Annotated in this window: 24 protein-coding genes; 14 read left to right on the forward strand and 10 right to left on the reverse strand. The window is 39.2% G+C overall.

Annotated features, from left to right (window positions below; translation table 11 throughout):
- Positions 1–17: 17 nt before the first annotated feature.
- Positions 18–950 (forward strand): rhodanese-related sulfurtransferase, encoded by a 933-nt coding sequence (locus tag RFW85_RS15305; protein ID WP_002116523.1) that lies wholly within the window; start codon positions 18–20, stop codon positions 948–950.
- A gap of 123 nt (positions 951–1,073) precedes the next feature.
- Here RFW85_RS15305 and RFW85_RS15310 read toward each other — a convergent pair whose 3' ends face one another.
- Positions 1,074–1,598: a YecA family protein gene (locus RFW85_RS15310; RefSeq protein ID WP_002116105.1), complete on the reverse strand. Its 525-nt coding sequence runs from the start codon at positions 1,596–1,598 to the stop codon at positions 1,074–1,076.
- A 74-nt stretch (positions 1,599–1,672) separates the two neighbouring features.
- Positions 1,673–1,879, reverse strand: a complete 207-nt coding sequence (locus RFW85_RS15315; protein ID WP_002116495.1) for a PA3496 family putative envelope integrity protein — start codon at positions 1,877–1,879, stop codon at positions 1,673–1,675.
- A gap of 358 nt (positions 1,880–2,237) precedes the next feature.
- Between RFW85_RS15315 and rpoD the strand changes: the two genes are divergently transcribed.
- The 6 genes from rpoD (at position 2,238) to RFW85_RS15345 (ending at position 8,820) form a co-directional block, all read left to right on the forward strand.
- A complete protein-coding gene (gene rpoD, locus RFW85_RS15320; protein ID WP_002116414.1) occupies positions 2,238–4,124 on the forward strand; it encodes an RNA polymerase sigma factor RpoD in 1,887 nt (628 codons plus the stop codon).
- A 97-nt stretch (positions 4,125–4,221) separates the two neighbouring features.
- Positions 4,222–4,509 (forward strand): YbeD family protein, encoded by a 288-nt coding sequence (locus tag RFW85_RS15325; protein WP_002116017.1) that lies wholly within the window; start codon positions 4,222–4,224, stop codon positions 4,507–4,509.
- 202 nt (positions 4,510–4,711) lie between these two features.
- Positions 4,712–5,365 (forward strand): lipoyl(octanoyl) transferase LipB, encoded by a 654-nt coding sequence (gene lipB, locus RFW85_RS15330; protein ID WP_057077040.1) that lies wholly within the window; start codon positions 4,712–4,714, stop codon positions 5,363–5,365.
- 81 nt (positions 5,366–5,446) lie between these two features.
- Complete coding sequence (locus tag RFW85_RS15335; RefSeq protein ID WP_005072911.1) at positions 5,447–5,980, forward strand: hypothetical protein; 534 nt, start codon at positions 5,447–5,449, stop codon at positions 5,978–5,980.
- 1 nt (position 5,981) lies between these two features.
- On the forward strand, positions 5,982–7,166 hold the full coding sequence (locus tag RFW85_RS15340; RefSeq protein ID WP_017386748.1) for an iron-containing alcohol dehydrogenase: 1,185 nt from the start codon (positions 5,982–5,984) through the stop codon (positions 7,164–7,166).
- A 250-nt stretch (positions 7,167–7,416) separates the two neighbouring features.
- Entirely contained in the window at positions 7,417–8,820 is a 1,404-nt protein-coding gene (locus RFW85_RS15345; protein WP_005064540.1) for an APC family permease, read from the forward strand.
- 37 nt (positions 8,821–8,857) lie between these two features.
- Here RFW85_RS15345 and RFW85_RS15350 read toward each other — a convergent pair whose 3' ends face one another.
- Positions 8,858–9,418: a flavodoxin family protein gene (locus tag RFW85_RS15350; RefSeq protein ID WP_005064539.1), complete on the reverse strand. Its 561-nt coding sequence runs from the start codon at positions 9,416–9,418 to the stop codon at positions 8,858–8,860.
- Positions 9,419–9,535: 117 nt separating this feature from the next.
- On the opposite strand from RFW85_RS15350, the gene RFW85_RS15355 reads away from it, so the two are divergent.
- Entirely contained in the window at positions 9,536–9,916 is a 381-nt protein-coding gene (locus tag RFW85_RS15355) for a helix-turn-helix domain-containing protein (protein WP_170249634.1), read from the forward strand.
- A 51-nt stretch (positions 9,917–9,967) separates the two neighbouring features.
- Here RFW85_RS15355 and RFW85_RS15360 read toward each other — a convergent pair whose 3' ends face one another.
- The 7 genes from RFW85_RS15360 to rplU all read right to left on the reverse strand — a co-directional run bounded on the left by RFW85_RS15360 (position 9,968) and on the right by rplU (position 15,760).
- Positions 9,968–10,441, reverse strand: coding sequence for a tRNA (cytidine(34)-2'-O)-methyltransferase (locus RFW85_RS15360; RefSeq protein WP_002116042.1), 474 nt, complete (start codon positions 10,439–10,441; stop codon positions 9,968–9,970).
- A 43-nt stretch (positions 10,442–10,484) separates the two neighbouring features.
- Positions 10,485–11,858, reverse strand: coding sequence for a siroheme synthase CysG (cysG, locus tag RFW85_RS15365; RefSeq protein WP_309171654.1), 1,374 nt, complete (start codon positions 11,856–11,858; stop codon positions 10,485–10,487).
- A 67-nt stretch (positions 11,859–11,925) separates the two neighbouring features.
- Positions 11,926–13,197: a serine--tRNA ligase gene (gene serS / locus RFW85_RS15370; protein ID WP_005064524.1), complete on the reverse strand. Its 1,272-nt coding sequence runs from the start codon at positions 13,195–13,197 to the stop codon at positions 11,926–11,928.
- Between the two features lie 118 nt (positions 13,198–13,315).
- Positions 13,316–14,116, reverse strand: a complete 801-nt coding sequence (locus tag RFW85_RS15375) for an RsiV family protein (protein ID WP_141315993.1) — start codon at positions 14,114–14,116, stop codon at positions 13,316–13,318.
- 113 nt (positions 14,117–14,229) lie between these two features.
- A complete protein-coding gene (gene lolA / locus RFW85_RS15380; protein ID WP_309171655.1) occupies positions 14,230–14,925 on the reverse strand; it encodes an outer membrane lipoprotein chaperone LolA in 696 nt (231 codons plus the stop codon).
- Between the two features lie 247 nt (positions 14,926–15,172).
- Positions 15,173–15,430 (reverse strand): 50S ribosomal protein L27, encoded by a 258-nt coding sequence (gene rpmA, locus RFW85_RS15385; protein WP_002116037.1) that lies wholly within the window; start codon positions 15,428–15,430, stop codon positions 15,173–15,175.
- 18 nt (positions 15,431–15,448) lie between these two features.
- Positions 15,449–15,760 (reverse strand): 50S ribosomal protein L21, encoded by a 312-nt coding sequence (rplU, locus tag RFW85_RS15390; RefSeq protein ID WP_000271409.1) that lies wholly within the window; start codon positions 15,758–15,760, stop codon positions 15,449–15,451.
- A 441-nt stretch (positions 15,761–16,201) separates the two neighbouring features.
- Between rplU and sdsA the strand changes: the two genes are divergently transcribed.
- The 6 genes from sdsA to adeK all read left to right on the forward strand — a co-directional run bounded on the left by sdsA (position 16,202) and on the right by adeK (position 25,976).
- Positions 16,202–17,179 (forward strand): All-trans-nonaprenyl-diphosphate synthase, encoded by a 978-nt coding sequence (gene sdsA, locus RFW85_RS15395; protein WP_170249632.1) that lies wholly within the window; start codon positions 16,202–16,204, stop codon positions 17,177–17,179.
- Between the two features lie 14 nt (positions 17,180–17,193).
- Positions 17,194–19,254, forward strand: a complete 2,061-nt coding sequence (locus RFW85_RS15400; RefSeq protein WP_170249631.1) for a site-specific recombinase — start codon at positions 17,194–17,196, stop codon at positions 19,252–19,254.
- 183 nt (positions 19,255–19,437) lie between these two features.
- Positions 19,438–20,064, forward strand: a complete 627-nt coding sequence (locus RFW85_RS15405; protein WP_309171656.1) for a phosphatase PAP2 family protein — start codon at positions 19,438–19,440, stop codon at positions 20,062–20,064.
- A 24-nt stretch (positions 20,065–20,088) separates the two neighbouring features.
- Entirely contained in the window at positions 20,089–21,336 is a 1,248-nt protein-coding gene (gene adeI / locus RFW85_RS15410; RefSeq protein WP_002116482.1) for a multidrug efflux RND transporter periplasmic adaptor subunit AdeI, read from the forward strand.
- A gap of 12 nt (positions 21,337–21,348) precedes the next feature.
- Entirely contained in the window at positions 21,349–24,525 is a 3,177-nt protein-coding gene (gene adeJ / locus RFW85_RS15415; RefSeq protein ID WP_170249629.1) for a multidrug efflux RND transporter permease subunit AdeJ, read from the forward strand.
- Complete coding sequence (adeK, locus tag RFW85_RS15420; RefSeq protein WP_170249640.1) at positions 24,525–25,976, forward strand: multidrug efflux RND transporter outer membrane channel subunit AdeK; 1,452 nt, start codon at positions 24,525–24,527, stop codon at positions 25,974–25,976. Before adeJ ends, adeK begins: the two co-directional genes overlap by 1 nt.
- Positions 25,977–26,050 lie beyond the last annotated feature (74 nt).

The raw sequence follows: 26,050 nt of genomic DNA on the forward strand, positions 1-26,050 counted from the left end.
TACATTTGGAGTTTTCCATGAACGCTACTGTAGAACAGCTTGCACCTGTAGAACAGCAAGCGACCGCAGGTTGGGTTGTTGCAGCACTATATCAATTTAAAGAAGTTCAAGATCCTGCCGATCTTCAACAACGTTTATTAGACTTAGTGAAAACAATTAACCTTTGTGGAACTCTGATTGTAGCAGGTGAAGGAATTAATGGTACTGTTGCTGGTGATCGCTTAGCAATTGATACACTACATCAATTTTTGCTCAATGAAGGCTTTGGTGCTATGGAATACAAAGAATCCCATAGTTCTGACAAACCTTTCCGCAAAATGAAAATTAAACTTAAAGAAGAAATTGTGACTTTAGGTGTTGAAGTTAAACCTCGTGACTTAGTCGGTCACTATCTTGATCCTAAAGAATGGAATGATTTAATCGCACGTGATGATGTAATTTTAATCGACACACGTAATGATTACGAATATAAAGCGGGTACATTTAAGGGTGCAATTGACCCTAAAACAGAAACATTCCGTGAGTTTCCAGAATACGTTAAGAAAGAGTTAGAGCAACATAAAGACAAAAAAATTGCGATGTTCTGTACTGGTGGTATTCGCTGTGAAAAATCAACTTCTTTACTTCTTCAAGAAGGATTTAAAGAGGTTTACCATCTTAAAGGCGGTATTCTTAAGTACTTAGAAGAAACCCCTGCTGATGAAAGCTTATGGGAAGGCGAATGCTTTGTATTTGACGGACGTACTGCTGTAACTCATGGTGTAGAGGAAGGCGTGAATATTAAATGTCATGCTTGCGGTTGGCCTTTAACTCCTGAAGAGTCTGCTCTACCAAGTTACGAACATGGTGTTTCTTGCGTTTATTGCATCGACAAGACCACCGAAAAGCAAAAAGCTGGTTTCCGTATGCGCCAATCACAAATTGCTGCTGCAAAACGTAAACGCCTATAACACCATACTATAGTTTTTAAAGGGCATTTAGATTTCTAACTGCCCTTTTTTATTTGTACAAATTAATTTTTTACAATAAAAAACGCCCTAGAAAGGACGTTATTTATTATTTCTTCTAATAAATTAATTTGGCGTATGATACATCAAGTATAATTCATTCAAATTATCTGGGATTTCTTCTGCCAGTTCATCCATTAACTGTCCATTACGACGGAAAGATTCCATCTGTGGATCTTCTTCATCAATTCCACTAAATACCATCATTGGTAAAGTTAAATCAATTAATTGTTCTTCATATTCAGGTGCAAACCATGCATCTTCATTTAAGAACATCGCATCAACAAATCCAACACTCCAATCGCCTAAGCTAGACTCAACATCGGCTTCTTCAATTTCAAACGGAAATTCAATTCCATTTTCATTTGCTAAGTCTTGTCGAATTGACTCTAACCACGCTTTGATCTGCTGAATAATTTCGGCAGGAACTTTTTTATGGTTATTATCAAATAATTCATCTAACCAACGATCAAACTGAGGGCCTACTGCAATTGCACACAGAAAACCATGAGTTGCAGCGAAATCCAGACCATACTCATTGTGGTCTCCATCTAGATATTCACTTAATTGGTCTAAATCTAACGCACTCATTGTGTTACCTGACTATAAAAAAGAAATCTACGATAGCATAGCATCTAAGCTGACGATGCCCTATTCAGATTTGATTAGTCTTCATCATCAAGATCATCATCGTCTAAATCATAATCAAAATCTTTTAACTCACGCTCTAAACGGCGTTGGGCTAATAGATCATCAATTAATCTACGTTTTTCTAATGATTCTTTCGCAGTGATTTTGCCTGATGACTCATCAAAACCGACATCATCATCATCACCGTAGTTATCATCTAGTTCAAAATCTGTAGAAGACACTAAAACTACCTCTAATGAAAAAATGTGAATGGGTCTAGCCGCTATTTATCTTTCTTATTTAACTGTGTCAAGTTTTATTTATATTTTTTTCATTAAACTGCATATTTGTGCTTTTTTTCACCCAAAAAATTGTGTATTTATAAAGCTGAACTATTTTTTTGATCAAAAAAAAATTCTATGATCTTTTCGATGATTTAAGCTTGAAAAAAATGATTTTAGCCCAATATTCAAAAAACAGACGTGAATTCAAAGATATTTTTTATTTAACGGTTACTGATCAAAGCCAAAACATTTCAAGCAAATTGTGCTATCATGCACGGTTTTTCACTGCCACAGATTCAACAAAGAGTAAGCAAAGATGAGCGATATGCATTCCCCTACTTCTCAAGTAGCGGCTCTGATTAGCCGAGGCAAAGAACAAGGTTACTTAACTTACGCTGAGGTTAACGATCATCTGCCGGACTCGATTACTGAAAGCGAACAGATTGAAGACATCATCCAAATGCTTCAAGACGTTGGTATTCCTGTACACGAGCGTGCACCTGAATCTGACGATACCATGTTCGGTGAGTCGGCTGACGCAACTGATGAGGTTGCTGAAGAAGAAGCTGCTGCCGTACTTGCATCGGTTGAAAATGAGCCTGGACGTACGACAGACCCTGTACGTATGTACATGCGTGAAATGGGTACAGTTGAGCTGTTAACCCGTGAAGGTGAAATCAGCATTGCCAAACGTATTGAAGAAGGTATTCGTGATGTCCTTAATTCAATTGCTTACTGGCCAAATGCTGTTGAAGTTGTATTAAAAGAATATAATGATTTTTTAACTGGCGAACGCCGTCTTGCAGATATTTTATCTGGCTACCTCGATCCTGAAACCGATGAAGATATCCCTGAAGTTTTAGAAGAAGTTGAAGAGCTTGAGGAAGAAGACGAATCATCTTCAAAATCAACCAAAGAAGTTAAGCTTGATGATGACGATGAAGAAGAAGAGTCTGAAGGTGATGATGACTCTGAAGGCGATTCAGGACCAGACCCAGAAGTTGCAAAAGTTCGTTTTACTGAACTTGAAGCTGCTTGGGCTAAAACAAAAGCTGTTGTTGAAAAGCATGGTCGTAACAGTCCAGAGGCTGAAGAAGCTTTAGAAGCTTTAGCTACTGTGTTCATGATGTTTAAATTTACACCACGTTTATTTGACATCATCTCTGAAATGATTCGCGGTACACATGAGCAAATTCGTGCCAATGAACGTGAAATCATGCGTTATGCAGTACGTCGTGGCCGTATGGACCGTACTCAATTCCGTACATCTTTCCCTAAACAAGAATCTAATCCAGCTTGGTTAGATGAACAAATTGCTAAAGCACCTGCTGAAATTAAGGCGCATTTAGAAAAAGTTCGTCCAGATGTTTTAGCATTCCAGCAAAAGATTGCAGATATTGAGAAAGAGCTTAGTTTAAGCGTTGCTGAGATTAAAGATATCTCTAAACGTATGGCAATTGGTGAAGCGAAAGCACGTCGTGCCAAGAAAGAAATGGTAGAAGCCAACCTCCGTTTGGTAATTTCTATTGCGAAGAAATATACTAACCGTGGTTTACAGTTCCTTGACTTGATTCAAGAAGGGAACATTGGTTTGATGAAAGCTGTAGACAAGTTTGAATACCGTCGTGGTTATAAATTCTCGACTTATGCAACTTGGTGGATTCGTCAGGCGATTACCCGTTCGATTGCCGACCAGGCTCGTACGATTCGTATTCCAGTACACATGATTGAAACGATTAACAAGATCAACCGTGTATCTCGTCAATTGTTACAAGAAATGGGCCGTGAACCAACACCTGAAGAATTAGGTGAACGTTTAGAAATGGATGAAGTTAAGGTTCGTAAAGTACTTAAAATTGCTAAAGAGCCGATTTCGATGGAAACACCTATTGGTGATGATGAAGATTCACATCTTGGGGATTTCATTGAAGATCAAAACATCACTTCTCCAATTGATGCTGCGACTTCAGAAGGCTTAAAAGAAGCAACTCGTGAAGTATTGGAAAACTTAACTGAACGTGAAGCAAAAGTATTGAAGATGCGTTTTGGTATTGATATGCCAACCGATCACACACTTGAAGAAGTAGGTAAACAATTTGATGTAACACGTGAACGTATCCGTCAGATTGAAGCGAAAGCATTGCGTAAATTACGTCACCCTTCTCGTTCTGAACATTTACGCTCTTTCTTGGAAAATGACTAAGTTTTGAAAGCTTGAAATTTCAAAACCAAGCCCCATTTAATAGAAAGAGCTATAAACGCCTGCGATAATGCAGGCGTTTCAAATCATGAGGTAACTTATGTTAGACCGCACTCCATCTCGCGAACTACAAGAACATCTTTGGGTATTTCCGATGGATTATCCAATTAAACTTATTGGCGATGCGGGTGAAGAATTACGTGTTGCTGTAGTCGATATTTTGGTAAAACATTTTCCAGACTTCGACCACTCAACATTAAAAGTTCAAGAATCTCGCACCGGCAAGTATCATTCTTTAACAGCACAATTGCGCTTTGAAGAATTGGAACAAGTTCATGCACTTTATGCTGACTTGGCTGCTTGTCCGCAGATTAGAACTGCGCTTTAATTTTAAGTTCTTCAATAAATACCACAGTCAGGCATTCTTACTGTGGTATTTTTTTGGAAATTTTACAACCTAACGACCACGAAAAACCTTACAAATATTTAGAATTCCTTTTATAAAATCCTTTAAAATTACAAGGTTTTCGGCTTTTATCTAGTAGATATGATCTGGGTGCCGCATAAACTAATTATAGGAAGATATTGTGATGAGCCTTGATAAACCTAACTTAATCATTCGGCAATGGAACGATTTACAAGATTATCAAAGCAAATTTGAAACCATGAAACTCTTAACAAATGAGCGAGATCAAGATACGCCCGATGAGTTATGGTTACTTCAACATCATAATGTTTTAACTCAAGGTCAAGCTGGTAAACCTGAACACATCCTAATTTCATCAGATATTCCTGTAGTGCAGACTGACCGTGGCGGACAAGTAACTTGGCATGGACCTGGTCAACTTGTGGCTTACTTCATGTTTGATCTTAATCGTCTAAAGTGGAACGTACGCACATTGGTCAGTTTTGCTGAACAATTCATGATAGATGTTTTAAAAAAATACGGAATTGAAGCGTATGCAAAGCCAGATGCACCAGGAGTTTATGTGGATGGTCGTAAGATTGGTTCTTTAGGTTTTAAAATTCGTCGTGGCCGTAGTTATCATGGATTAGCATTAAACTTGGACTGTGCCTTAGAAGGGTTCCAGACGATCAATCCTTGTGGCTACGCAGGTTTAGAAATGGTGCGTATACAAGATTTGGTGACTCCTTATCCATCATTCACTCAACTTTGCCAAGACTTTATTGAGTATATTAAAAATACTGGGTACTTTAATGACCCAGAAGTCAAAACCGAATAAATCGCTTTGCGATGAAATAAAAATGGATTAGAGTAATTACTCTAAATTTGCTTTTGCACAATTTTAACAAGGGATACGCGAGTGATTTCGACAAAAGCTGTAAAGCCTACTCTGCAACTTGCCTACGTTAAGCTCATGATGGATGTTGTTGGTCGTGGCTTAGTCATGGCAAGTCAAGTGGACACTGAAATACAAGAGGAAGTATCTAAATTTCCTGTTCACTTTGTACTTTCAATGAATGTTTTCCCAAATGGACCAGCATTTTTTGCTCGAGTCACAGAAGACAAACAGTTAGAGCTACTCAAAAGAGCTGAAAGAAAGCCAGACTTAACGATTACATTCAAACATGTAACTCATGCATTTTTAGTATTTTCTTTTCAAGAAAGTACTGCCCAAGCATTTGCTAATGACCGAATGATTGCTGATGGTGATGTATCTGCTGCCATTCGCTTAGTACGCTGTCTAAATAAAATGGAATCTCTTATTTTACCTAAATTGGTTGCGTCTCTTGCAGTCAAAGAATACCCAACCGAACTCACCCTAAAAGAAAAATTCAACGAAGCTGCAAATATTTACTTAAAAGTAGCTAAGTCCTATTTCAAGCGGAGCGCATAACATGGCTAAACCCTATTACGAATTCTTTTGTCCTGTAAAAGTCATTGCTGGTAATGCTGCGTTAGAACATATTCCGTTTGAACTTGCGACTTTAGGCGCAAAACGCCCGCTCATCATTACAGATAAAGGTGTGCGCGCAAATGGCTTACTCAACCCGATTGAAGCTGCATTCAGTACGACCGATGCTGTCATTGGTCATGTGTTTGATGATGTTCCACCAGACTCAAGTTTAGAAGTCGTTCGTCTTGCCGCAGAAGCTTATCGCAAGAATAAATGTGACGCGATTATTGCGGTAGGTGGTGGTTCAGTTATTGATACCTCAAAAGCAACTAACATTTTAGTGTCTGAAGGCGGAGATGACTTACTTCAGTATTCTGGTGCACACAACTTACCAAAACCATTAAAACCATTTTTCGTAATCCCAACTACATCAGGTACGGGATCTGAAGTGACTATGGTTGCCGTGGTTTCAGATACGCAAAAGAATGTTAAATTGGCATTTGCCTCTTATTACTTAATGCCACATGCAGCGATTTTAGATCCACGCATGACACTTACATTGCCACCTCATTTAACTGCAATGACAGGTATGGATGCCTTAACACATTGTGTTGAAGCCTATACATGTATGGCTGCCAATCCACTTAGCGATGCTTATGCAAGTGCTGGAATTAAAAAGATTAGTGAAAACCTATTTAATGTCCTAGAAAACCCAAATGACTCACAAGGTCGTTTAGAACTAGCACAAGCCTCTACAATGGCAGGTATTGCATTCTCTAACTCAATGGTAGGCCTTGTACATTCTTTAGGTCATGCTTTAGGTGCTGTTGCTCACCTGCCCCACGGTTTATGTATGAATTTATTCTTACCATATGTGCTTGAATATAATAAGCAGGTAAATGGCCAGAAAATTGGTGAATTACTATTGCCATTAGCTGGTGCTGATATCTATGCACAAACTCCAGCAACTCAACGTGCAGACAGAGCGATTGCAACAATTTTAGCGATGCGTGATCGTTTATTTACCTTAACCAAGTTACCACGTACTTTACGTGAAACTGGCAAAGTAACTGAAGCACAGCTCGATGAAGTTGCAGAAAAAGCACTAAATGACGGCTCAATTATTTACAATCCTAAAGAAGCAAGCCTAAAAGATATTCGAGAGATCTTACAAAAGGCATGGTAATTCGATAAGTTAAATCAAAAATCCCCCATAAGATCCTGATTTTTATATAAAATCAGGATCTTTTTTATAGATGTGAATCTATATTCATCATTTTATTTGTAAATATGGCAAAAAATTTGCTAAAAAATCGATGAAAGTACTGACAATTTGCATCAATTTAGGATAGATTGGCGCACTTTATCTTTTTCTGTAGGGGGGATCGTTCGTCTCAAACGATCCTTAACACCAAGCTGATCCTTGATCAACGATTATGAGGATAACGCCGTTGACAACTATCTCTGGGACTCCGTCTGTAGTTAAGCTACGAAAAACGCTAGGTCTTTGGCATATTATTATTATTGGTTTAGCCTATATTCAGCCAATGACATTATTTGACACATTCGGTCTAGTTTCCGAAGAAAGTCATTACCATGTTCCAACTTCGTACATTTTTGCATTAATTGCCATTTTGCTAACATCGATTAGTTATGGACATATGATTAAGCGCTATCCATCTTCAGGTTCAGCTTATACCTATGCACAAAAATCAATTCACCCTAATGTTGGTTTTATGGTGGGTTGGTCATCTTGGTTAGATTATTTGCTTTCACCAATGGTCAATATTATTTTGGCTGGTATTTATCTTGATGCATTATTTCCTACAGTCAATCATTGGGTATGGGTAATTGTATTAACCGCTTTCATGACTGGTATTAACTTACGTGGCGCACGCTTTGTTGCTAATTTTAATAGCCTGATTGTATTTGTACAGTTACTTGTGATCGGCATATTTACTTATCTAGTCTATAGCAAATTACAAATGGGCTATAATGCAGAAGGTCCAATTACAGAAGCAACCCGTTATCAGTTATGGAGCTTAGAGCCTTTCTGGAATGAGTTGACATCCGTAGGGGCATTAGTCACTGGTGCAACATTACTTTGCTTCTCGTTTACTGGATTCGACTCTTTAAGTTCTTTAGCAGAAGAAACAAAAGACACTGAGAAAACATTACCTAAAGCGATTTTCTTAACAGCACTTATCGCTGGTGTAATCTTTGTCATCAGTACTTACTTCATGCAAATTTACTTCCCACATGATCCTAAAAACTACTTTGAAGATGTTGCAGCAACACAGCCAGACATTTTATTACTTGTAGGTGGTTCATTATTTCAGTCATACGTTCTTGCTTTTGCAATTATTACTGTCATGGCATCTGGTATTTCAGCTCATGCAGGTGTATCGCGCTTAATGTATGCAATGGGACGTGATGGTGTAATCAATAAAAAAATCTTTGGTCATGTTAGTCCAAAGAACTATACGCCTTCATACAATATTCTTATTGTTGGTGTTGTAGCACTAGCAGCAGGTTTCATGAGCTTAGATATTGTCATTTCAATGATTAGCTTTGGTGCGTTAACTGCATTCACATTTGTTAATTTATCAGTGATTTCACGCTATGCTTTACGTGATGGCCGCACAAAGAATTTCAAAGATATTTTTAACTTTGTAATTATTCCACTTCTTGGCTTCTTCAGTATTTTCGCTCTATGGCTTGAGATTGAAGAGACAGCCTTGAAATATGGATTATGGTGGGCAATGTTCGGTATTTTATACCTAGGTTATAAAACTAAAGGTTTTAAATATCAAGCACCTCAACATAATGAACACGAATAATAAAAAAGGCGCTTAAAGCGCCTTTTTTATTGTCAAATTAACCAAAAATTTTGTTCACAATATTTTGTACACGTTGAGCATAGAGTTTCGCTGTTTCAAGGTCTCCAGCAGGGACTTCCTCTACACTTGCATCAGAAGGTGATTGAACTAAAAGTCCAACTGAACCACCTAAGTTATTTACATCTTCACGTGTTGCATCTTTTGTATTCGCTGGTAATAAACCAAGGCTTACCCAAATTCCACCATGTTGCGATGCTAAAGTCTGTAATTGAATAAGGGTAACCTGCTTATCCCCATTTAAGCTCGCGCTGTTTGTAAATCCTGCAAATACTTTATCTTGCCAACCACGTGTAAACCAAACTTTTGAAGTTGCATCAGCAAACTTTTTAAACTGCCATGGTGCTGTACCCATATAAGTCGGAGCACCAAAAACAATCCCCTTCGCATCATTTAATGTCTGCCAATCTTGCTCAGTAATATTACCTTCTTGATCAATCTGGATGAGCTGAGCATTAATTTCGTTTGCAAACGTTTCAGCCACGACTTTAGTGTGGCCATAACCAGAGAAATATACAACTGCGATATTAGAGTTAGACATGGGAGCAAACCTTTGTTTTATTAAATTCCACTTTATGATATATTTTAGAAACTAGGTGTCAATTAGTTACTAATTGGTAACTATGGTAATTTTTTAAGAAATTAGCAGGTAAATAATATGAATGAATGTCTAAAATATAATGTTTTTCAACAACATTGCCCTGCTCGTTTATTTTTTGAAAAAATTGCAGATAAGTGGGTTTTATTAATTTTAAATGTGCTTGAAGAGGAAACTCAGCACTTCAACTTGCTCAAAAAGAATATTCAAGGTATTTCACCTAAAGTCTTATCACAGAAATTAAAAATGCTGGAAAGAGATGGTTTCATTGAGCGTAAAATTCAGAATACTTCTCCTATTCGTGTTGATTACTCACTCACTTCTCTGGGACAAAATGTCGCTTCAATGGCGTTCCAATTAAAGGAATGGGCCGAAACCAATATTGAACAGGTTTTAGCAGCTCAAATCATTTATGACGAAAAAACATTAGAACAAGCATAAATAAAAATAAGGCCACAACTGTGGCCTTATTCTCATTGAAAAACTATTAACTTATCCTAAGTTTTTAAAACCCTGCTGACGCCATGCTTCATAAACAATCACAGCCGTTGCATTAGATAAATTTAAACTTCTTGAGTTTTCAGCCATTGGCAAACGAATCCACTGTTCTTGTGGAAACATCAAGCGAACATGCTCAGGCAAGCCCCGTGTTTCCGGGCCCATCAGTAAAGCTACAGGTCGATTCAAATCAACTGTATGTGGAGTTGCAGATCCTTTTGTGGTGAGTGGAAAAACATGCTCTACACCTTTAGCTTTCAAGTCAGCAAGGCAAAGCTCTATGTTGTCCCAAATTTGCATACGAGCCCATTCATGATAATCAAGGCCTGCACGCTTAAGCTTTTTATCATCTAATTCAAAACCTAGTGGTTTAACTAAATGTAGCTGTGCGCCCGTATTGGCACATAAACGAATGATATTGCCTGTATTGGCAGGAATTTCAGGCTCATATAGGACAACATGAATCACAAATTTTCTCGACTTTAATAACCAGCAATAAACTCAAATGAACTTATTGCCATTTTAACTGTTCACGTAAATTCACCACTTCACCAATAATGGTTAAAGTCGGCGCTACAATATGATGTTCAGACACTTTAGTTGCAATATCAGCTAATGTTCCAACAATAACTTTCTGTTCTGGTGTGGTTCCTTTAGATATTAAGGCTACAGGCATATCGGCACGTTGACCATGAGCAATAAGTTGCTCACAAATACGCTCCAAACCAACTAGCCCCATATATAAAACTAAAGTTTGATTTTCATAAACAAGTTCATTCCAAGGGAGTTCAGGTGAACCTTCCTTTAAATGCCCAGTCAAGAAACGAACACTTTGTGCATAGTCACGATGTGTTAATGGAATGCCCGCATAAGCTGAACAGCCTGATGCTGCAGTTATACCCGGTACAACCTGAAAAGTGACATTCGCCTCAACTAGCTCTTGAATCTCTTCACCGCCACGCCCAAAAATAAATGGATCACCACCCTTTAAACGACAAACACGCTTTCCTTTTTTAGCATATTCAACCAATAAGGCATTGATGCTATCTTGGGGAACAGAGTGATTTGAACGGGCTTTACCGACATAAATTTTAGTCGCATCACGGCGACAAAGCTCTAAAATGGGTGCAGAAACAAGACGATCATAAATCACAACGTCGGCTTGTTGCATAAGACGTAATGCTTTTAGTGTCAGTAACTCTGGATCACCCGGTCCGGCGCCGACTAAATAAACTTCACCTTTAGGGGTAGTCCATTCTGTCAGGGCTTGCTGAATCAAACCATTAGCAACGTCTAAATTGTCATTAAAAACTTGTTCTTTTAATGGGCTAGCATAGAGGTTTTCCCAAAAAATCCGACGTTCATCCGGATTGGGAATTTTTTCTTTTACCTGCTTACGCCACTGACCAGAAAATTCAGCCAACTTACCCATGCCATGTGGAACAATTGTTTCTATTTGAGTACGAAGTTGTCTCGATAAAACTGGTGATGCACCATTTGAAGCGACAGAAATAATTAACGGGGAACGATCAATAATAGCTGGAACCATAAAGCGGCAATGTGGAATATCATCAACACTGTTTACCAGTAAATTACGCACTTCACATTGTTCAAAAACAGCTTTATTCACTTGCGTATCATTAGTGGCAGCAATCACTAACCGATATGGTGTATTTAATATTTTTTCAGCAAAGGACTCAGCAAAATACTCTCCGCCTGTCGTTTTGACTAACTGTAAAAGCTGCTCTTCAATTACAGGAGCAATAATATCAATTACTGCTCCTGCTTTGGCTAAAAGATTTGCTTTGCGCAGCGCAATATGCCCCCCACCGACAATCAGACAACGTTGCTGTTGCAACTTTAAAGAGATTGGAAAAATATCCACCTTAAACCTCTGCATTAATCATCTGATTTGGGTTAAGCAAAAACCATGCACAATTTAGATGCAAAGCTTAGTCAATAAACGTTGCACCACCCATATATGGGCGTAATACTTCTGGAATCTCGATAGAACCGTCTTCACGTTGGTAATTTTCCATCACAGCAAGCAAAGTACGTCCAACTGCCAGACCTGAACCATTTAGTGTGTGCACTAATTCGGTCTTCTTTTGATCCATTCTGTAGCGTGCTTTCATGCGGCGGGCCTGAAAATCACCCATATTAGAGCAACTAGAGATTTCACGATAAGTATTTTGGCTTGGAACCCAAACTTCCAAATCGTAAGTCTTAGTTGCACCAAAGCCCATGTCACCACCACAAAGTAAAATTTTGCGATATGGCAAACCAAGTGCCTGCAAAATGCCCTCAGCATGTGCCGTAAGTTCTTCAAGCGCCTGCATAGATGTTTCAGGTTTAACGATTTGCACCATCTCAACTTTATCAAATTGGTGCTGACGAATTAAACCGCGTGTATCTCGACCATAAGAACCAGCTTCACTACGGAAACATGGCGTGTGCGCTGCATATTTTAATGGCAAGCGTTCAGTATCAATAATCTCATCACGAACGAAGTTAGTAACTGGAACTTCTGCTGTAGGGATGAGGTAATATTCTTTTTCACCTTGAAGTTTGAATAAATCTTCTTCAAATTTTGGTAACTGCCCAGTACCACGAAGTGAATCAGCATTAACCAAATAAGGCACATACGCTTCTGTATAGCCATTCTTTAAAGTATGAGTGTCAAGCATGAACTGAGTTAATGCACGTTGTAGGCGTGCTAAAGGACCTTTCAATACGCTAAAACGTGAACCAGTCAATTTAGTCGCAGTTTCAAACTCTAAACCGCCCATCCACTCACCTAAATCAGTATGATCTTTGATTTCAAAATCAAACTGACGAGGCGTACCCCACTTTGAGATTTCAACGTTATCATCTTCATCTTTACCAGCAGGAACAGACTCATCTGGTAAGTTAGGAATACTCAACGCTTTTTGTTCAATCTCGTTTTGGAGCTCTGACAAAGCAACTTCAGCAGCTTTGATTTCATCACCAATGGCTTGCATACGCGCCATGATTTCAGAAGCATCACCACCGGATTTTTTAATCTGACCCACTTGTTTTGCACCGGCATTACGTTCTGCCTGCAATTTTTCAGTTTTTGATTGCAAGTCTTTACGGCGAGTTTCTAAAGAAGCCCATTCTTGAACATCTAATTGAACACCGCGTTTTGCCAAAGCCGCATTAACGGCTTCAATATTATTTCTGAGTAACTTAGGGTCGATCATAATCAATCATAATATGGGTAAAAAACTGGCTATAGTGTAAGGCCTTAACACTAAAAAATATAGTGATCATCTTCATAACGAATAGCTTTCACACAATTGTTAGAATAGATCACCAGTTTTACAAGTTATAGTTTGGCACACTTGGTAAGTACTCAGGTTTAATGAACTTATTCGCCTCAAAATACGGCAGGGTTAATTCAGACATTCCCTCTGCATATGAAGCTAGCTCATAAATTGGATAGACAAATACAATGCCATTAGCACCATAGTAGAAATTATCACTTAATTGCAGTTTTTCACGAGTAATATTGTGCTCTTGAAGCCAGTTGGTATTTGCTTCAAAAAGTGCATCAACCAACTGTTTTTCAACATCTGGCTTAATAAGCTCTTCAACAGTAATGTGCTTTTTATTTAACAAATCAAAATTTACAAATTCTTGATGAGACATGCCATGTGCAGCACCTGCAGAATAGGAATAGGTCTGGAATGCAAAAGTTGCAAGATTATAATTTTGTCCTAAATAGCGAACATAAATTGCACTTTGGCTCGAACGAGGCTCGCCTTCAGGTACTTCGACTGGTTGATCTGCCAGATTTGCAAAAGCGTTCGGATCTGCTTTCTTTATACGATTGGTGAAGTAATCATTAATCCACTTCTGATTGGTTTGTACCGTTTGAAAGTCATACTCAGTACAACCATCTTCTAAGCAAACTTTTGATTTTGGCAATTTTACTGGGATTACTTTTGCTTGAATTACAGGAACACCAGCCTCTTTCGTTTCTTTAACTTTTGCAGTCGAAGCAGCCTGCTCTTCTTTGGCTGCCGACTTTGGTTGACAACCAGTCACAATTGCCATTGCAGCCATTAATGGAAGAATACAAATAATTTTCTTATCGTAAAGTCGCATAATAATCCCCATGAATTTACCTATAACACTATACAAAGCGCAAGAATAAGACGGGGTTAAAAAATGTATCTGTCTCTCTTATATAAAAAAGCTACCGTGAAGGTAGCTTTTTTAAGAGGCTTTAATTATTGGTCAATAACATCTGTACCTTTTGGCGGCGTAAAGTTAAAGACTGATGCCGGAATTGAAGCATTTACTTTAACGTTCTTAAAGCGTACATAGGTGGTTTGACCTAATGAGTCTTGTAATACCATAAGTGTAGGCGCTTTATTTGCTCCGAAGCTAATCGTTAAGCTTTGGAATGCCCCATCTTCTTTTTTAGGGAATAATGTGAAATAGAGTTTAGATTTATCGGGTTGTGTTACACGATAAGACTTCATGATTTGGTTGGTATTACCAGAGAGTAATAATGCTGGTGTATCTGCAACCTGATCATCTAAGCTTTGGCGGACCGCTTGTTGTAAATCTGGATCATAGATCCAAACTGTTTTTCCGCTCGTTACAATTGTTTGTTTAGCAGGACTTATTGTTTCCCAATAAAATTTCCCCGGACGTTCAACTTTCATTGAACCTTTAAATGTCTGGTTCATATGCTGTGCACTTAAACTCTTTTTCTGTGCCACAGTTTTTGTATTGGCTTTAGTTGTTTGTTCAAAGTCGGCAGTCAAACGCTGTAAACCTGATAACTGATTAACCAGGTTCCCAATTGCCTGTTGCTCCGGTGCTGCTACAGGCGCAGCAAACACTGTAGTACTCATTACAGGAGCAAGCACTGACGCGCTAAGTGTAATAGCACACATAGTTTTACGAAGCATATTCATGTCATCACCTTTTTAGTTGCTGTAAGACAACTTACTCTCTTTCAAAGTTATAAAGTTATGAAACTGAGTAAGCTCTTAATTCAAGACTCATATTAACCGACAAACTCTGTGCTAATCATTGAGAAAATAAGATATTTTGTTATGTTATTCATGTTGTTTGTAGAATTTCATTCATCATGATGAAGATGAATAAAAATAAATGCCATAAAAAAAGCCCACAAAATGTGGGCTTTTTTCGAGCTAAAACTTATACAGTTTCAACTTTTACGTAGCGACGGCCAAATTGACCTTTCACTTCGAATTTTACTACGCCGTCAGCAGTAGCAAATAAAGTATGGTCACGGCCCATACCAACATTTGCACCAGCGTGGAACTCTGTACCACGTTGACGAACGATGATGTTACCAGCAGTTACAGCTTGACCGCCGTAAACTTTAACACCTAACATTTTTGGGTTTGAATCACGACCGTTCTTCGTCGATCCACCGGCTTTTTTAGTTGCCATGTCTCTTACTCCTCGTGATTAGCCTGAAATACCAGTAATTTTCAACTCAGTGAACCATTGACGGTGACCTTGTTGTTTACGGTAGTGTTTACGACGACGCATTTTGATAATGCGGATTTTGTCGTGACGACCATGACCAATCACTTCTGCAGTTACTTTAGCGCCAGCTACAACTGGAGCACCGATTTGAATGTTGTCACCGTTTACAACCATTAATACATCATCAAATGTAATAGTCGCACCAGATTCAGCTTTCAATAATTCAACTTTAAGGGTTTCACCCTCAACTACACGGTGCTGTTTACCACCGCTTTGGATTACTGCGTACATAATGTACTCCAATCAGCCCGTGTCGTCGTGTCGATAAAGGGATATATCGATCTTAAAACGAACGCCACTGGGGTTATACAAGGCGACAGATTTTAAGTGAAATTTGATCAAACGACAAGTATTTTCTATATATCAGCAAAGCATGCTCCCCTATTCTTACAAAATCAAACAGCTTGGACTCGAATTTAGCAGTTTTCATTGATTCTGAATGAAAATTAAAATACAGTTCCAGACACAAATTGCGTCAAGAACAAGTTGTATTAATGCTGATGTCATTAAATTTATTGTTTTGCCGGAAATATCGTATTTTGCTTAAATAAAGAACAAAGAACGCTAAAAGACAATAGAAATGATTAATATCAGCCACTTGTTAACCTATGCAACACATCTTTAATTGATACACTAACGCCACTTATCTACCAATACGGGGTTTTTCTTCATATGGTCATCGATTTCAAGCAAGACATTCTTGCGCCTGTTGCCTCAGACTTTGCTGCGATGGATCACTTGATTAATGAAGGAATTAGCTCAAAAGTCGGTTTAGTCATGTCTGTCAGCAAACATGTAGTTGAAGCTGGCGGAAAACGTATGCGCCCAATCATGTGTTTACTTGCAGCACGTGCTTGTGGTTTAGATAACATGGCAAATGCACAGCGTTTAGCTGCAATCATTGAAATGCTGCATACCGCGACACTAGTCCATGATGATGTGGTAGATGAATCTGGGCTTCGTCGTGGTCGTCCTACAGCAAATGCAACATGGAACAATCAGACAGCCGTTTTAGTCGGTGACTTCCTGATTGCTCGTGCATTTGATTTACTGGTCGATTTAAACAACATGACTTTATTAAAAGACTTTTCAACAGGTACATGTGAAATTGCTGAAGGTGAAGTATTACAACTTCAATCGCAGCATCAACCAGATACAACTGAAGAAACTTATTTAAAAATTATTCATGGTAAAACGTCTCGCCTGTTTGAGCTGGCTACAGAAGGTGCTGCTATTTTGGCGGGGCAAGAAGCGTACCGTGAACCATTAAGATTGTTTGCCGGTCATTTTGGTAATGCATTCCAAATTATTGATGATATTTTAGACTACACATCTGATGCTGAAACATTAGGTAAAAATATTGGGGATGATTTAATGGAAGGTAAGCCAACTTTACCGTTAATTTCTGCATTAGCACGCTCAACAGGTGAAGAGCATGTGATAATTCGTCGCAGTATCGCAACTGGTGGAGTAGACCAACTATCTCAGGTCATCGAAATTGTACAGAAGTCTGGTGCTTTAGATTATTGCAACCAACGTGCCCAAGAAGAAACAGAAGCAGCACTGCAAGCTTTATCAAACCTACCCGATACACCGTATCGTCAGGCTTTGATTAACTTAACTCAGCTTGCGTTACATCGAATACAATAGATATTATTTTGCCTATGCATATAAATTTTTCAGATCATTTTTTAAAAATAGAGAAGCAGCTTGAGGATCCTCAAGCTGTCATTGATGAAAATCTACTGATTGAACTCGTCAATGCCATCCGACCATCCAACCCACAAGATACGGATGAAATTAAGAAAAAAATACAGGCTTTAATTGAAAGCCTTTTACGCACACCTACAGCGCCCTTTTTACTACAAACTTTTTTATTACGTTTAATTAATCGCTATAAACAAGTTAGTTTATATGCCGATAGCGGAATCTTGTCTTTAGATGGTTTCTGGAACCAGCTTGGGCAAAGACTCGGAGCACATTTTTTACCGTTAATCGAAGACTCTAGCCAACTCAAAATATTAATTGGAAAAATTTTCTATCTAGAGAGTGACAAAATCTGGCTCAATAATATTGATGATGAAGATTGGGCAAATTTATTTAGTCTTATTGGGCAAAGCCAGAGTAATGTCGAAGATAAGTTAGTCATTCAAAGTGAAATGATTAAAGCCATTACAGTTTTATCTTATCGAATTAGTGGAATTGGTCTTTATCCCGAATTTATTAACGCTCAGCCAGAATTAACAGAATATGAGTCGCCATTTTTAGTTCAGAACCGTGAAATTATTGAGTTCATAGAAAAATATAAGAAACAAGAACATTCTGATCATGAGATTGCAGTTATTGCTCCTCCTGATGCATCACAAGCATTTGTTATGTTGGAACAATGTCGGGATGTCGTTTTAAAGATTCGTCGTGCGACCAAAAGAATTGGTGTTAGTTTAAGTTTGACTTATTTATTGTCATTACTTGAACAATGTCTTGATCGAATTGAATTATTACTTTATCTAGTCGTAGATAACACTAAAGGAAAATATGTTTCTTTAGGACATCTTATTTCCGATTTAACCAAGGCACATTACAGCGAAAAAAGTGTTCGCTCATTACTCAGTACGACTAGTGAACTCATTGCCTTTCAAGTGACTGAAAATGCTAGCCGAACAGGTGAACATTACGTAAGTACAGATACCAAAGGCTTTTGGGGAATGTATAAAGCTGCTGCTGGTGCAGGTGTCATTATTGCCTTTATGGCATCTTTAAAAATTCTTGCTGCAAGAATGACAATGGCACCGCTCATGCAAGCCTTTACGTTCAGTATGAACTATTCGCTAGGTTTCATTCTGATTCATGTTCTGCATTTTACAGTTGCGACTAAGCAACCAGCTATGACAGCGGCGGCTCTTGCTGCAACAGTACAGCAACGTAAAGGCTCTAAAACAGCTCAAATTGCGGAGTTAGCGGCGCTTATTATTAATATCATCCGAACGCAATTTATTGCTATTTTGGGTAATATTTCAATTGCGATTCCTACTGCTGCACTCATTACTTTTGCTTGGCAATTTTACCTTGATGAACCGTTATTAACCCATACTAAAGCAACTTATCTTCTACACAGTCTAAACCCCTTTACTTCACTAGCAGTTCCACATGCAGCAATTGCTGGAGTATGTCTGTTTTTGTCAGGTCTCATTGCAGGATACTTTGACAACATGGCTGTTTACCGAAAAGTCGGCCCGCGTCTAAAAGCACACCAACGTTTACGGAATTTATTTGGACAAGAGCGTCTGAACCGTTTTGCAGAATATATTGAACGTAATTTAGGAGCTCTCGCAGGTAATTTCCTGTTTGGTGTAATGCTAGGAAGTATGGGAACTATTGGCTTTATTTTAGGCCTACCTCTAGATATTCGCCATATTGCCTTTGCATCAGCTAACTTTATACAAGGTTTAATGACTATTAATGGCAGTCCAGATATTGGTCTGATTATCGTGTCGTTTCTCGGTGTGCTATGTATTGGTCTCACCAACTTATTTGTGAGTTTTACCTTAACGATTATTGTAGCACTACGGGCCCGTCGAGTTCGCTTTGAACAATGGAAACCTTTAGCCAAATTGGTCATGACTCATTTTCTAACTCGCCCAAGCGATTTTTTCTGGCCACCAAAACAACCATTAGAACTTGAAGAAAACACTTCAACAAATAACGGAAAAAAAGCAGACCACTAAGAATTTTGCTTTGTACACAAAATGTGATTTTCGTCAATTTTGTTGTGATTGTTTTTCCAAATGTTAAAAATTTTTCAAAATGAATTTACGATGATCTATCAGGCTTGAAAAAAAGTGTACTGGCAAGTACACTTTTAACGGCTTTCAGTAGTAGACACTGCTTGAACAAGCAAAGGTATATACATGCCCTATTTATTGCTTTTTATTGGTTGTATTTTTTTAGGATTAGGTGTTCTTGGTCTTTTTGTACCAAGACTTCAATCTTTGGATCTTCTCACCGTTCAAATATTGAGTGAAAATCGATCAGATTATCTTAACTCTATTACGACCTTTCTAGCACGTGTAGGTGGTATGCCTTTTGTATGTTTTTTATCCTTATTGGTGTGTATATATCAAGCATGGTATAAAAAATACATTACTGTTATTTTCATTAGCGTGGGTGTTCTTGGCAGTATCATCACGGGTTGGCTACTCAAGTGGTGTGTTGACCGTCCAAGACCTCCACTGGCGTATCATATTGTCGAAAGTTATGGTGCATCGTTCCCAAGTGCACATAGTGTTTATGCATCAACACTGGCTTGTATGGCAATGATAATGTTATGCCATAAGCCCAACACTAACTCTCCTTATATCATTTTGATTTCCTGTCTTTGGTTTATCTGCATGGGGCTTTCAAGAATATATGCTGGAGTTCATTTTCCAACAGATGTACTCGCCGGTTGGGGCATAGGTTTTATTTGGATTGCACTGCTTTGGCTCTGGTTATTACAAACACAAAGTAGGTTAAGTAGAAAACAAATATATTTTTAGATTTTATCTAAACGAGGTGGAACAATGATGTCGGCTAAGCTTTGGGCTCCTGCCCTTACTGCTTGCGCATTAGCAACAAGTATCGCACTTGTTGGTTGTAGCAAAGGCTCCGATGAGAAACAGCAAGCTGCTGCTGCTCAGAAAATGCCGCCTGCAGAAGTAGGTGTTATTGTTGCTCAACCACAAAGTGTTGAACAAAGCGTTGAACTTTCCGGCCGTACTTCAGCATATCAAATTTCTGAAGTTCGTCCTCAAACAAGTGGTGTGATTTTAAAGCGCTTGTTTGCTGAAGGAAGTTATGTTCGTGAAGGACAAGCTCTTTATGAGCTCGATTCTCGAACTAACCGTGCAACGCTTGAAAATGCAAAGGCTACCCTTTTACAACAACAGGCAAATCTAGCTTCACTACGTACTAAGTTAAACCGTTATAAACAGCTTGTTTCGAGTAATGCTGTGTCTAAACAAGAATATGACGACTTACTTGGTCAGGTTAATGTTGCCGAAGCACAAGTTTCTGCAGCAAAAGCTCAAGTAACGAATGCAAATGTTGATCTTGGCTACTCTACAATTCGCTCACCAATTTCTGGTCAGTCTGGACGTTCTTCTGTAACAGCCGGTGCTTTAGTCACTGCAAACCAAACTGATCCGTTAGTGACGATTCAACAGTTAGATCCAATCTATGTTGACATTAACCAGTCTAGTGCCGAGTTATTACGTTTACGTCAACAACTTAGCAAAGGTAGTTTAAACAATAGTAACAACACGAAAGTAAAATTGAAGCTCGAAGATGGTTCAACTTACCCAATCGAAGGACAACTTGCTTTCTCTGATGCTTCTGTGAACCAGGATACAGGAACGATTACTCTACGTGCCGTATTCTCGAACCCGAATCATCTGTTACTTCCAGGCATGTATACCACTGCACAGATTGTTCAAGGTGTAGTTCCTAATGCTTACCTGATTCCTCAAGCTGCAATTACGCGTTTACCTACAGGTCAAGCTGTAGCAATGCTTGTTAATGCCAAAGGTGCTGTTGAGAGTCGTCCTGTTGAAACCTCTGGTGTTCAAGGACAAAACTGGATTGTGACTAACGGTCTTAAAGCTGGTGATAAAGTGATTGTTGATGGTGTTGCCAAAGTGAAAGAAGGGCAAGAAGTTTCAGCAAAACCTTACCAAGCTCAACCAGCGAATCCACAAGGTGCAGCTCCAAATGCGACAAAACCGGCTCAATCAGGTAAACCTCAAGCAGAACAGAAAGCATCTAATGCATAAGGGGTAGATTGAATGGCACAATTTTTTATTCATCGCCCCATTTTTGCGTGGGTGATTGCATTAGTCATTATGTTGGCGGGTATTCTCACGCTAACAAAAATGCCTATTGCACAGTATCCGACGATTGCACCACCGACAGTTACTATTGCTGCAACTTACCCTGGTGCATCGGCTGAAACTGTTGAAAATACCGTAACCCAGATCATTGAACAACAAATGAATGGTCTAGATGGTTTACGTTATATCTCTTCTAACAGTGCTGGTAACGGTCAGGCCTCTATTGAATTAAACTTTCAACAAGGTATTGATCCAGATATTGCACAGGTTCAGGTTCAAAACAAACTGCAATCTGCAACTGCACTTTTACCTGAAGATGTACAACGTCAAGGTGTAACAGTAACTAAATCTGGTGCAAGCTTCTTGCAAGTTATTGCATTTTACTCTCCAGATAACAGCCTTTCTGACTCAGACATTAAAGACTATGTAAACTCATCAATTAAAGAACCACTGAGCCGTGTTGCTGGTGTGGGTGAGGTAACAGTCTTTGGTGGTTCATACGCGATGCGTATTTGGCTTGATCCAGCTAAGTTAACCAGTTATCAGCTTACTCCTAGTGATATTGCGACAGCTTTACAAGCGCAAAACTCACAAGTTGCTGTAGGCCAGTTAGGTGGTGCACCAGCGGTACAAGGTCAAGTGCTTAACGCAACAGTGAATGCTCAAAGTTTGTTGCAAACACCTGAACAGTTTAAAAATATCTTCTTAAAGAACACAGCATCTGGTGCTGAGGTTCGTTTAAAAGATGTTGCACGTGTAGAGTTAGGTTCTGATAACTACCAGTTCGATTCGAAGTTTAATGGTAAACCTGCTGGTGGTCTTGCAATTAAAATTGCAACTGGTGCCAACGCACTTGACACAGCAGAAGCTGTTGAGCAACGTTTATCTGAACTACGCAAGAACTATCCAGCGGGTCTTGAAGACAAACTGGCTTATGACACGACCCCATTTATTCGTCTTTCAATTGAAAGTGTCGTACACACATTAATTGAAGCAGTAATTTTGGTATTCATTGTCATGTTCTTGTTCTTGCAGAACTGGCGTGCAACGATTATTCCAACACTTGCTGTACCTGTTGTTGTATTGGGTACATTCGCTGTTATTAATATCTTTGGCTTTTCAATTAACACCTTAACCATGTTCGCCATGGTATTGGCAATTGGTCTTTTGGTCGATGACGCCATCGTTGTAGTGGAAAACGTCGAACGTGTTATGAGTGAAGAGCATACCGATCCGGTCACGGCGACGTCACGATCAATGCAACAGATTTCTGGCGCGTTAATTGGTATCACGAGCGTATTAACAGCTGTATTCGTACCAATGGCATTCTTTGGTGGTACCACTGGTGTAATTTACCGTCAATTCTCGATTACCCTTGTAACAGCAATGGTTCTATCGTTAATTGTTGCATTAACATTTACACCGGCACTTTGTGCGACCATTTTAAAACAGCATGATCCTAACAAAGCACCAAGCAATAATATTTTTGCTCGTTTCTTTAGAGGCTTTAACAATGGTTTTGACCGTATGTCGCATAGCTACCAAAATGGTGTTAGCCGCATGCTTAAGGGCAAAATCTTCTCTGGCGTACTTTACGCTGTAGTTATTGCTTTATTAGTGTTCTTGTTCCAGAAACTCCCATCTTCATTCTTACCAGAAGAAGATCAGGGTGTGGTAATGACCCTTGTTCAATTACCGCCAAATGCAACGCTTGACCGTACAGGTAAAGTGATTGACACCATGACAAACTTCTTCATGAATGAAAAAGATACTGTGGAATCTATTTTTACAGTTTCAGGTTTCTCATTCACAGGTGTTGGTCAAAATGCTGGTATTGGCTTCGTTAAATTGAAAGACTGGAGTGAACGTACTTCACCAGAAACTCAAATTGGCGCGTTGATTCAGCGTGGTATGGCATTGAACATGATCGTTAAAGACGCATCTTACATCATGCCATTACAGCTTCCAGCTATGCCTGAACTCGGTGTAACAGCCGGATTCAACTTGCAACTTAAAGATTCAAGTGGTCAAGGTCATGAGAAACTTATTGCCGCACGTAATGCAATTTTAGGTTTGGCTTCACAAGATAAACGTCTTGTAGGGGTACGTCCTAATGGACAAGAAGATACACCTCAGTATCAAATTAATGTAGATCAGGCTCAAGCTGGTGCCATGGGCGTTAGCATTGCCGACATTAACAATACGATGCGTATTGCATGGGGTGGCTCATACATTAACGATTTCGTTGACCGTGGACGTGTGAAAAAAGTTTATGTTCAAGGTGATGCGGGTAGCCGTATGATGCCTGAAGACTTAAACAAGTGGTATGTACGTAATAACAAAGGCGAAATGGTACCGTTCTCTGCATTTGCTACTGGCGAATGGACGTATGGTTCTCCACGTCTTGAACGTTATAACGGCGTGTCATCGGTTAACATTCAAGGTACACCTGCACCTGGCGTGAGCTCTGGTGACTCAATGAAAGCGATGGAAGAAATTATTGCTAAGTTACCATCTATGGGCTTACAAGGTTTCGACTATGAATGGACAGGTTTATCACTTGAAGAACGTGAGTCTGGTGCTCAAGCTCCATTCTTATATGCACTTTCATTGTTAATCGTTTTCCTTTGCTTGGCTGCATTGTATGAAAGCTGGTCTATTCCGTTCTCGGTTTTACTTGTGGTACCACTCGGTATTATTGGTGCAATCGTATTAACTTACTTGGGTATGATTATTAAAGGAGATCCAAATCTCTCAAATAACATTTACTTCCAGGTAGCGATGATCGCGGTCATCGGTCTTTCTGCAAAAAATGCGATCTTGATTGTTGAGTTCGCAAAAGAGTTGCAGGAAAAAGGTGAAGACCTCATTGATGCAACTTTACATGCTGCAAAAATGCGTTTACGCCCAATTATCATGACTACCCTTGCCTTCGGTTTCGGTGTACTTCCGCTTGCCCTTTCAACAGGTGCAGGTGCTGGAAGTCAGCACTCTGTTGGTTACGGTGTACTCGGTGGCGTACTCAGTGCAACGTTCTTAGGTATCTTCTTTATCCCTGTATTCTATGTGTGGATTCGTAGTATCTTTAAGTACAAACCAAAAACCATAAACACTCAGGAGCATAAATCGTGATGCAAAACGTATGGTCTATTTCAGGTCGTAGCATTGCGGTATCTGCACTTGCGCTTGCTTTGTCAGCTTGTCAAAGCATGCGCGGCCCAGAACCAGTCGTGAAAACCGATATTCCACAAAGCTATGCATATAGCGCTTCTGGTACGTCTATTGCTGAACAGGGTTACAAACAGTTCTTTGCTGACCCTCGTTTGCTCGGAGTGATTGATTTGGCACTTGCCAACAACCGCGACTTACGTACAGCAACGCTCAATATCGAACGTGCTCAACAGCAATATCGAATTACACAGAACAATCAGCTTCCAACAATCGGAGCAAGTGGCAGTGCAATTCGTCAGGTTTCTCAAAGCCGTGATCCGAATAACCCCTACTCTACTTATCAAGTAGGTCTGGGTGTAACTGCCTATGAGCTTGATTTTTGGGGCCGCGTACGTAGCTTAAAAGATGCTGCGTTAGATAGTTATCTTTCAACGCAAAGCGCACGTGATTCGACTCAAATCAGTCTAATCAGTCAAGTGGCTCAAGCTTGGTTGAACTATTCTTTCGCAACTGCCAACTTAAGACTTGCAGAGCAAACACTTAAAGCACAGCAAGACTCTTACAATCTCAACAAAAAACGTTTTGATGTGGGCATCGACAGTGAAGTTCCACTACGTCAGGCACAGATTTCTGTAGAAACTGCGCGTAATGATGTAGCGAACTACAAAACACAGATTGCTCAAGCACAAAACTTGTTGAACTTGTTAGTAGGTCAACCAGTTCCACAAAACTTGTTGCCAACCCAACCTGTAAAACGCATTACGCAACAAAATGTATTTACAGCGGGTTTACCAAGCGACTTGCTTAACAACCGTCCAGATGTAAAAGCTGCTGAATATAACTTAAGCGCTGCTGGTGCGAATATCGGTGCTGCAAAAGCACGTTTATTCCCAACCATTAGCTTAACGGGTTCTGCAGGTTATGCATCAACTGACTTAAGTGATCTATTTAAGTCAGGTGGTTTTGTATGGTCAATTGGACCAAGCTTAGACTTACCAATCTTTGACTGGGGCACTCGTCGTGCCAATGTAAAAATTTCTGAAACTGATCAGAAAATTGCATTGTCTGATTATGAAAAATCAGTTCAGTCTGCGTTCCGCGAAGTTAATGACGCGCTTGCAACTCGTGCCAACATTGGTGAGCGTTTAACAGCTCAACAACGTCTAGTAGAAGCAACTAACCGCAACTACACACTTTCAAATGCCCGCTTCCGTGCTGGTATTGATAGTTACTTGACGGTTCTTGATGCACAGCGTTCATCTTATTCAGCAGAACAAGGTTTGTTATTGCTTCAACAAGCAAATTTAAACAACCAAATCGAGTTATACAAAACTCTAGGTGGTGGTTTAAAAGCAAATACTTCAGATACAGTGGTTAATCAACCATCTAGTGCTGAACTTAAAAAGCAATAAGTTTTAAATAACTTATTCACAAAAGCTCACTTCGGTGGGCTTTTTTATTGCAACTCATCTGAATATTTTTTATC

This window comes from Acinetobacter sp. 12966, from assembly GCF_031196995.1.
In the GTDB taxonomy this organism is placed as follows: Bacteria; Pseudomonadota; Gammaproteobacteria; order Pseudomonadales; family Moraxellaceae; genus Acinetobacter; species Acinetobacter geminorum.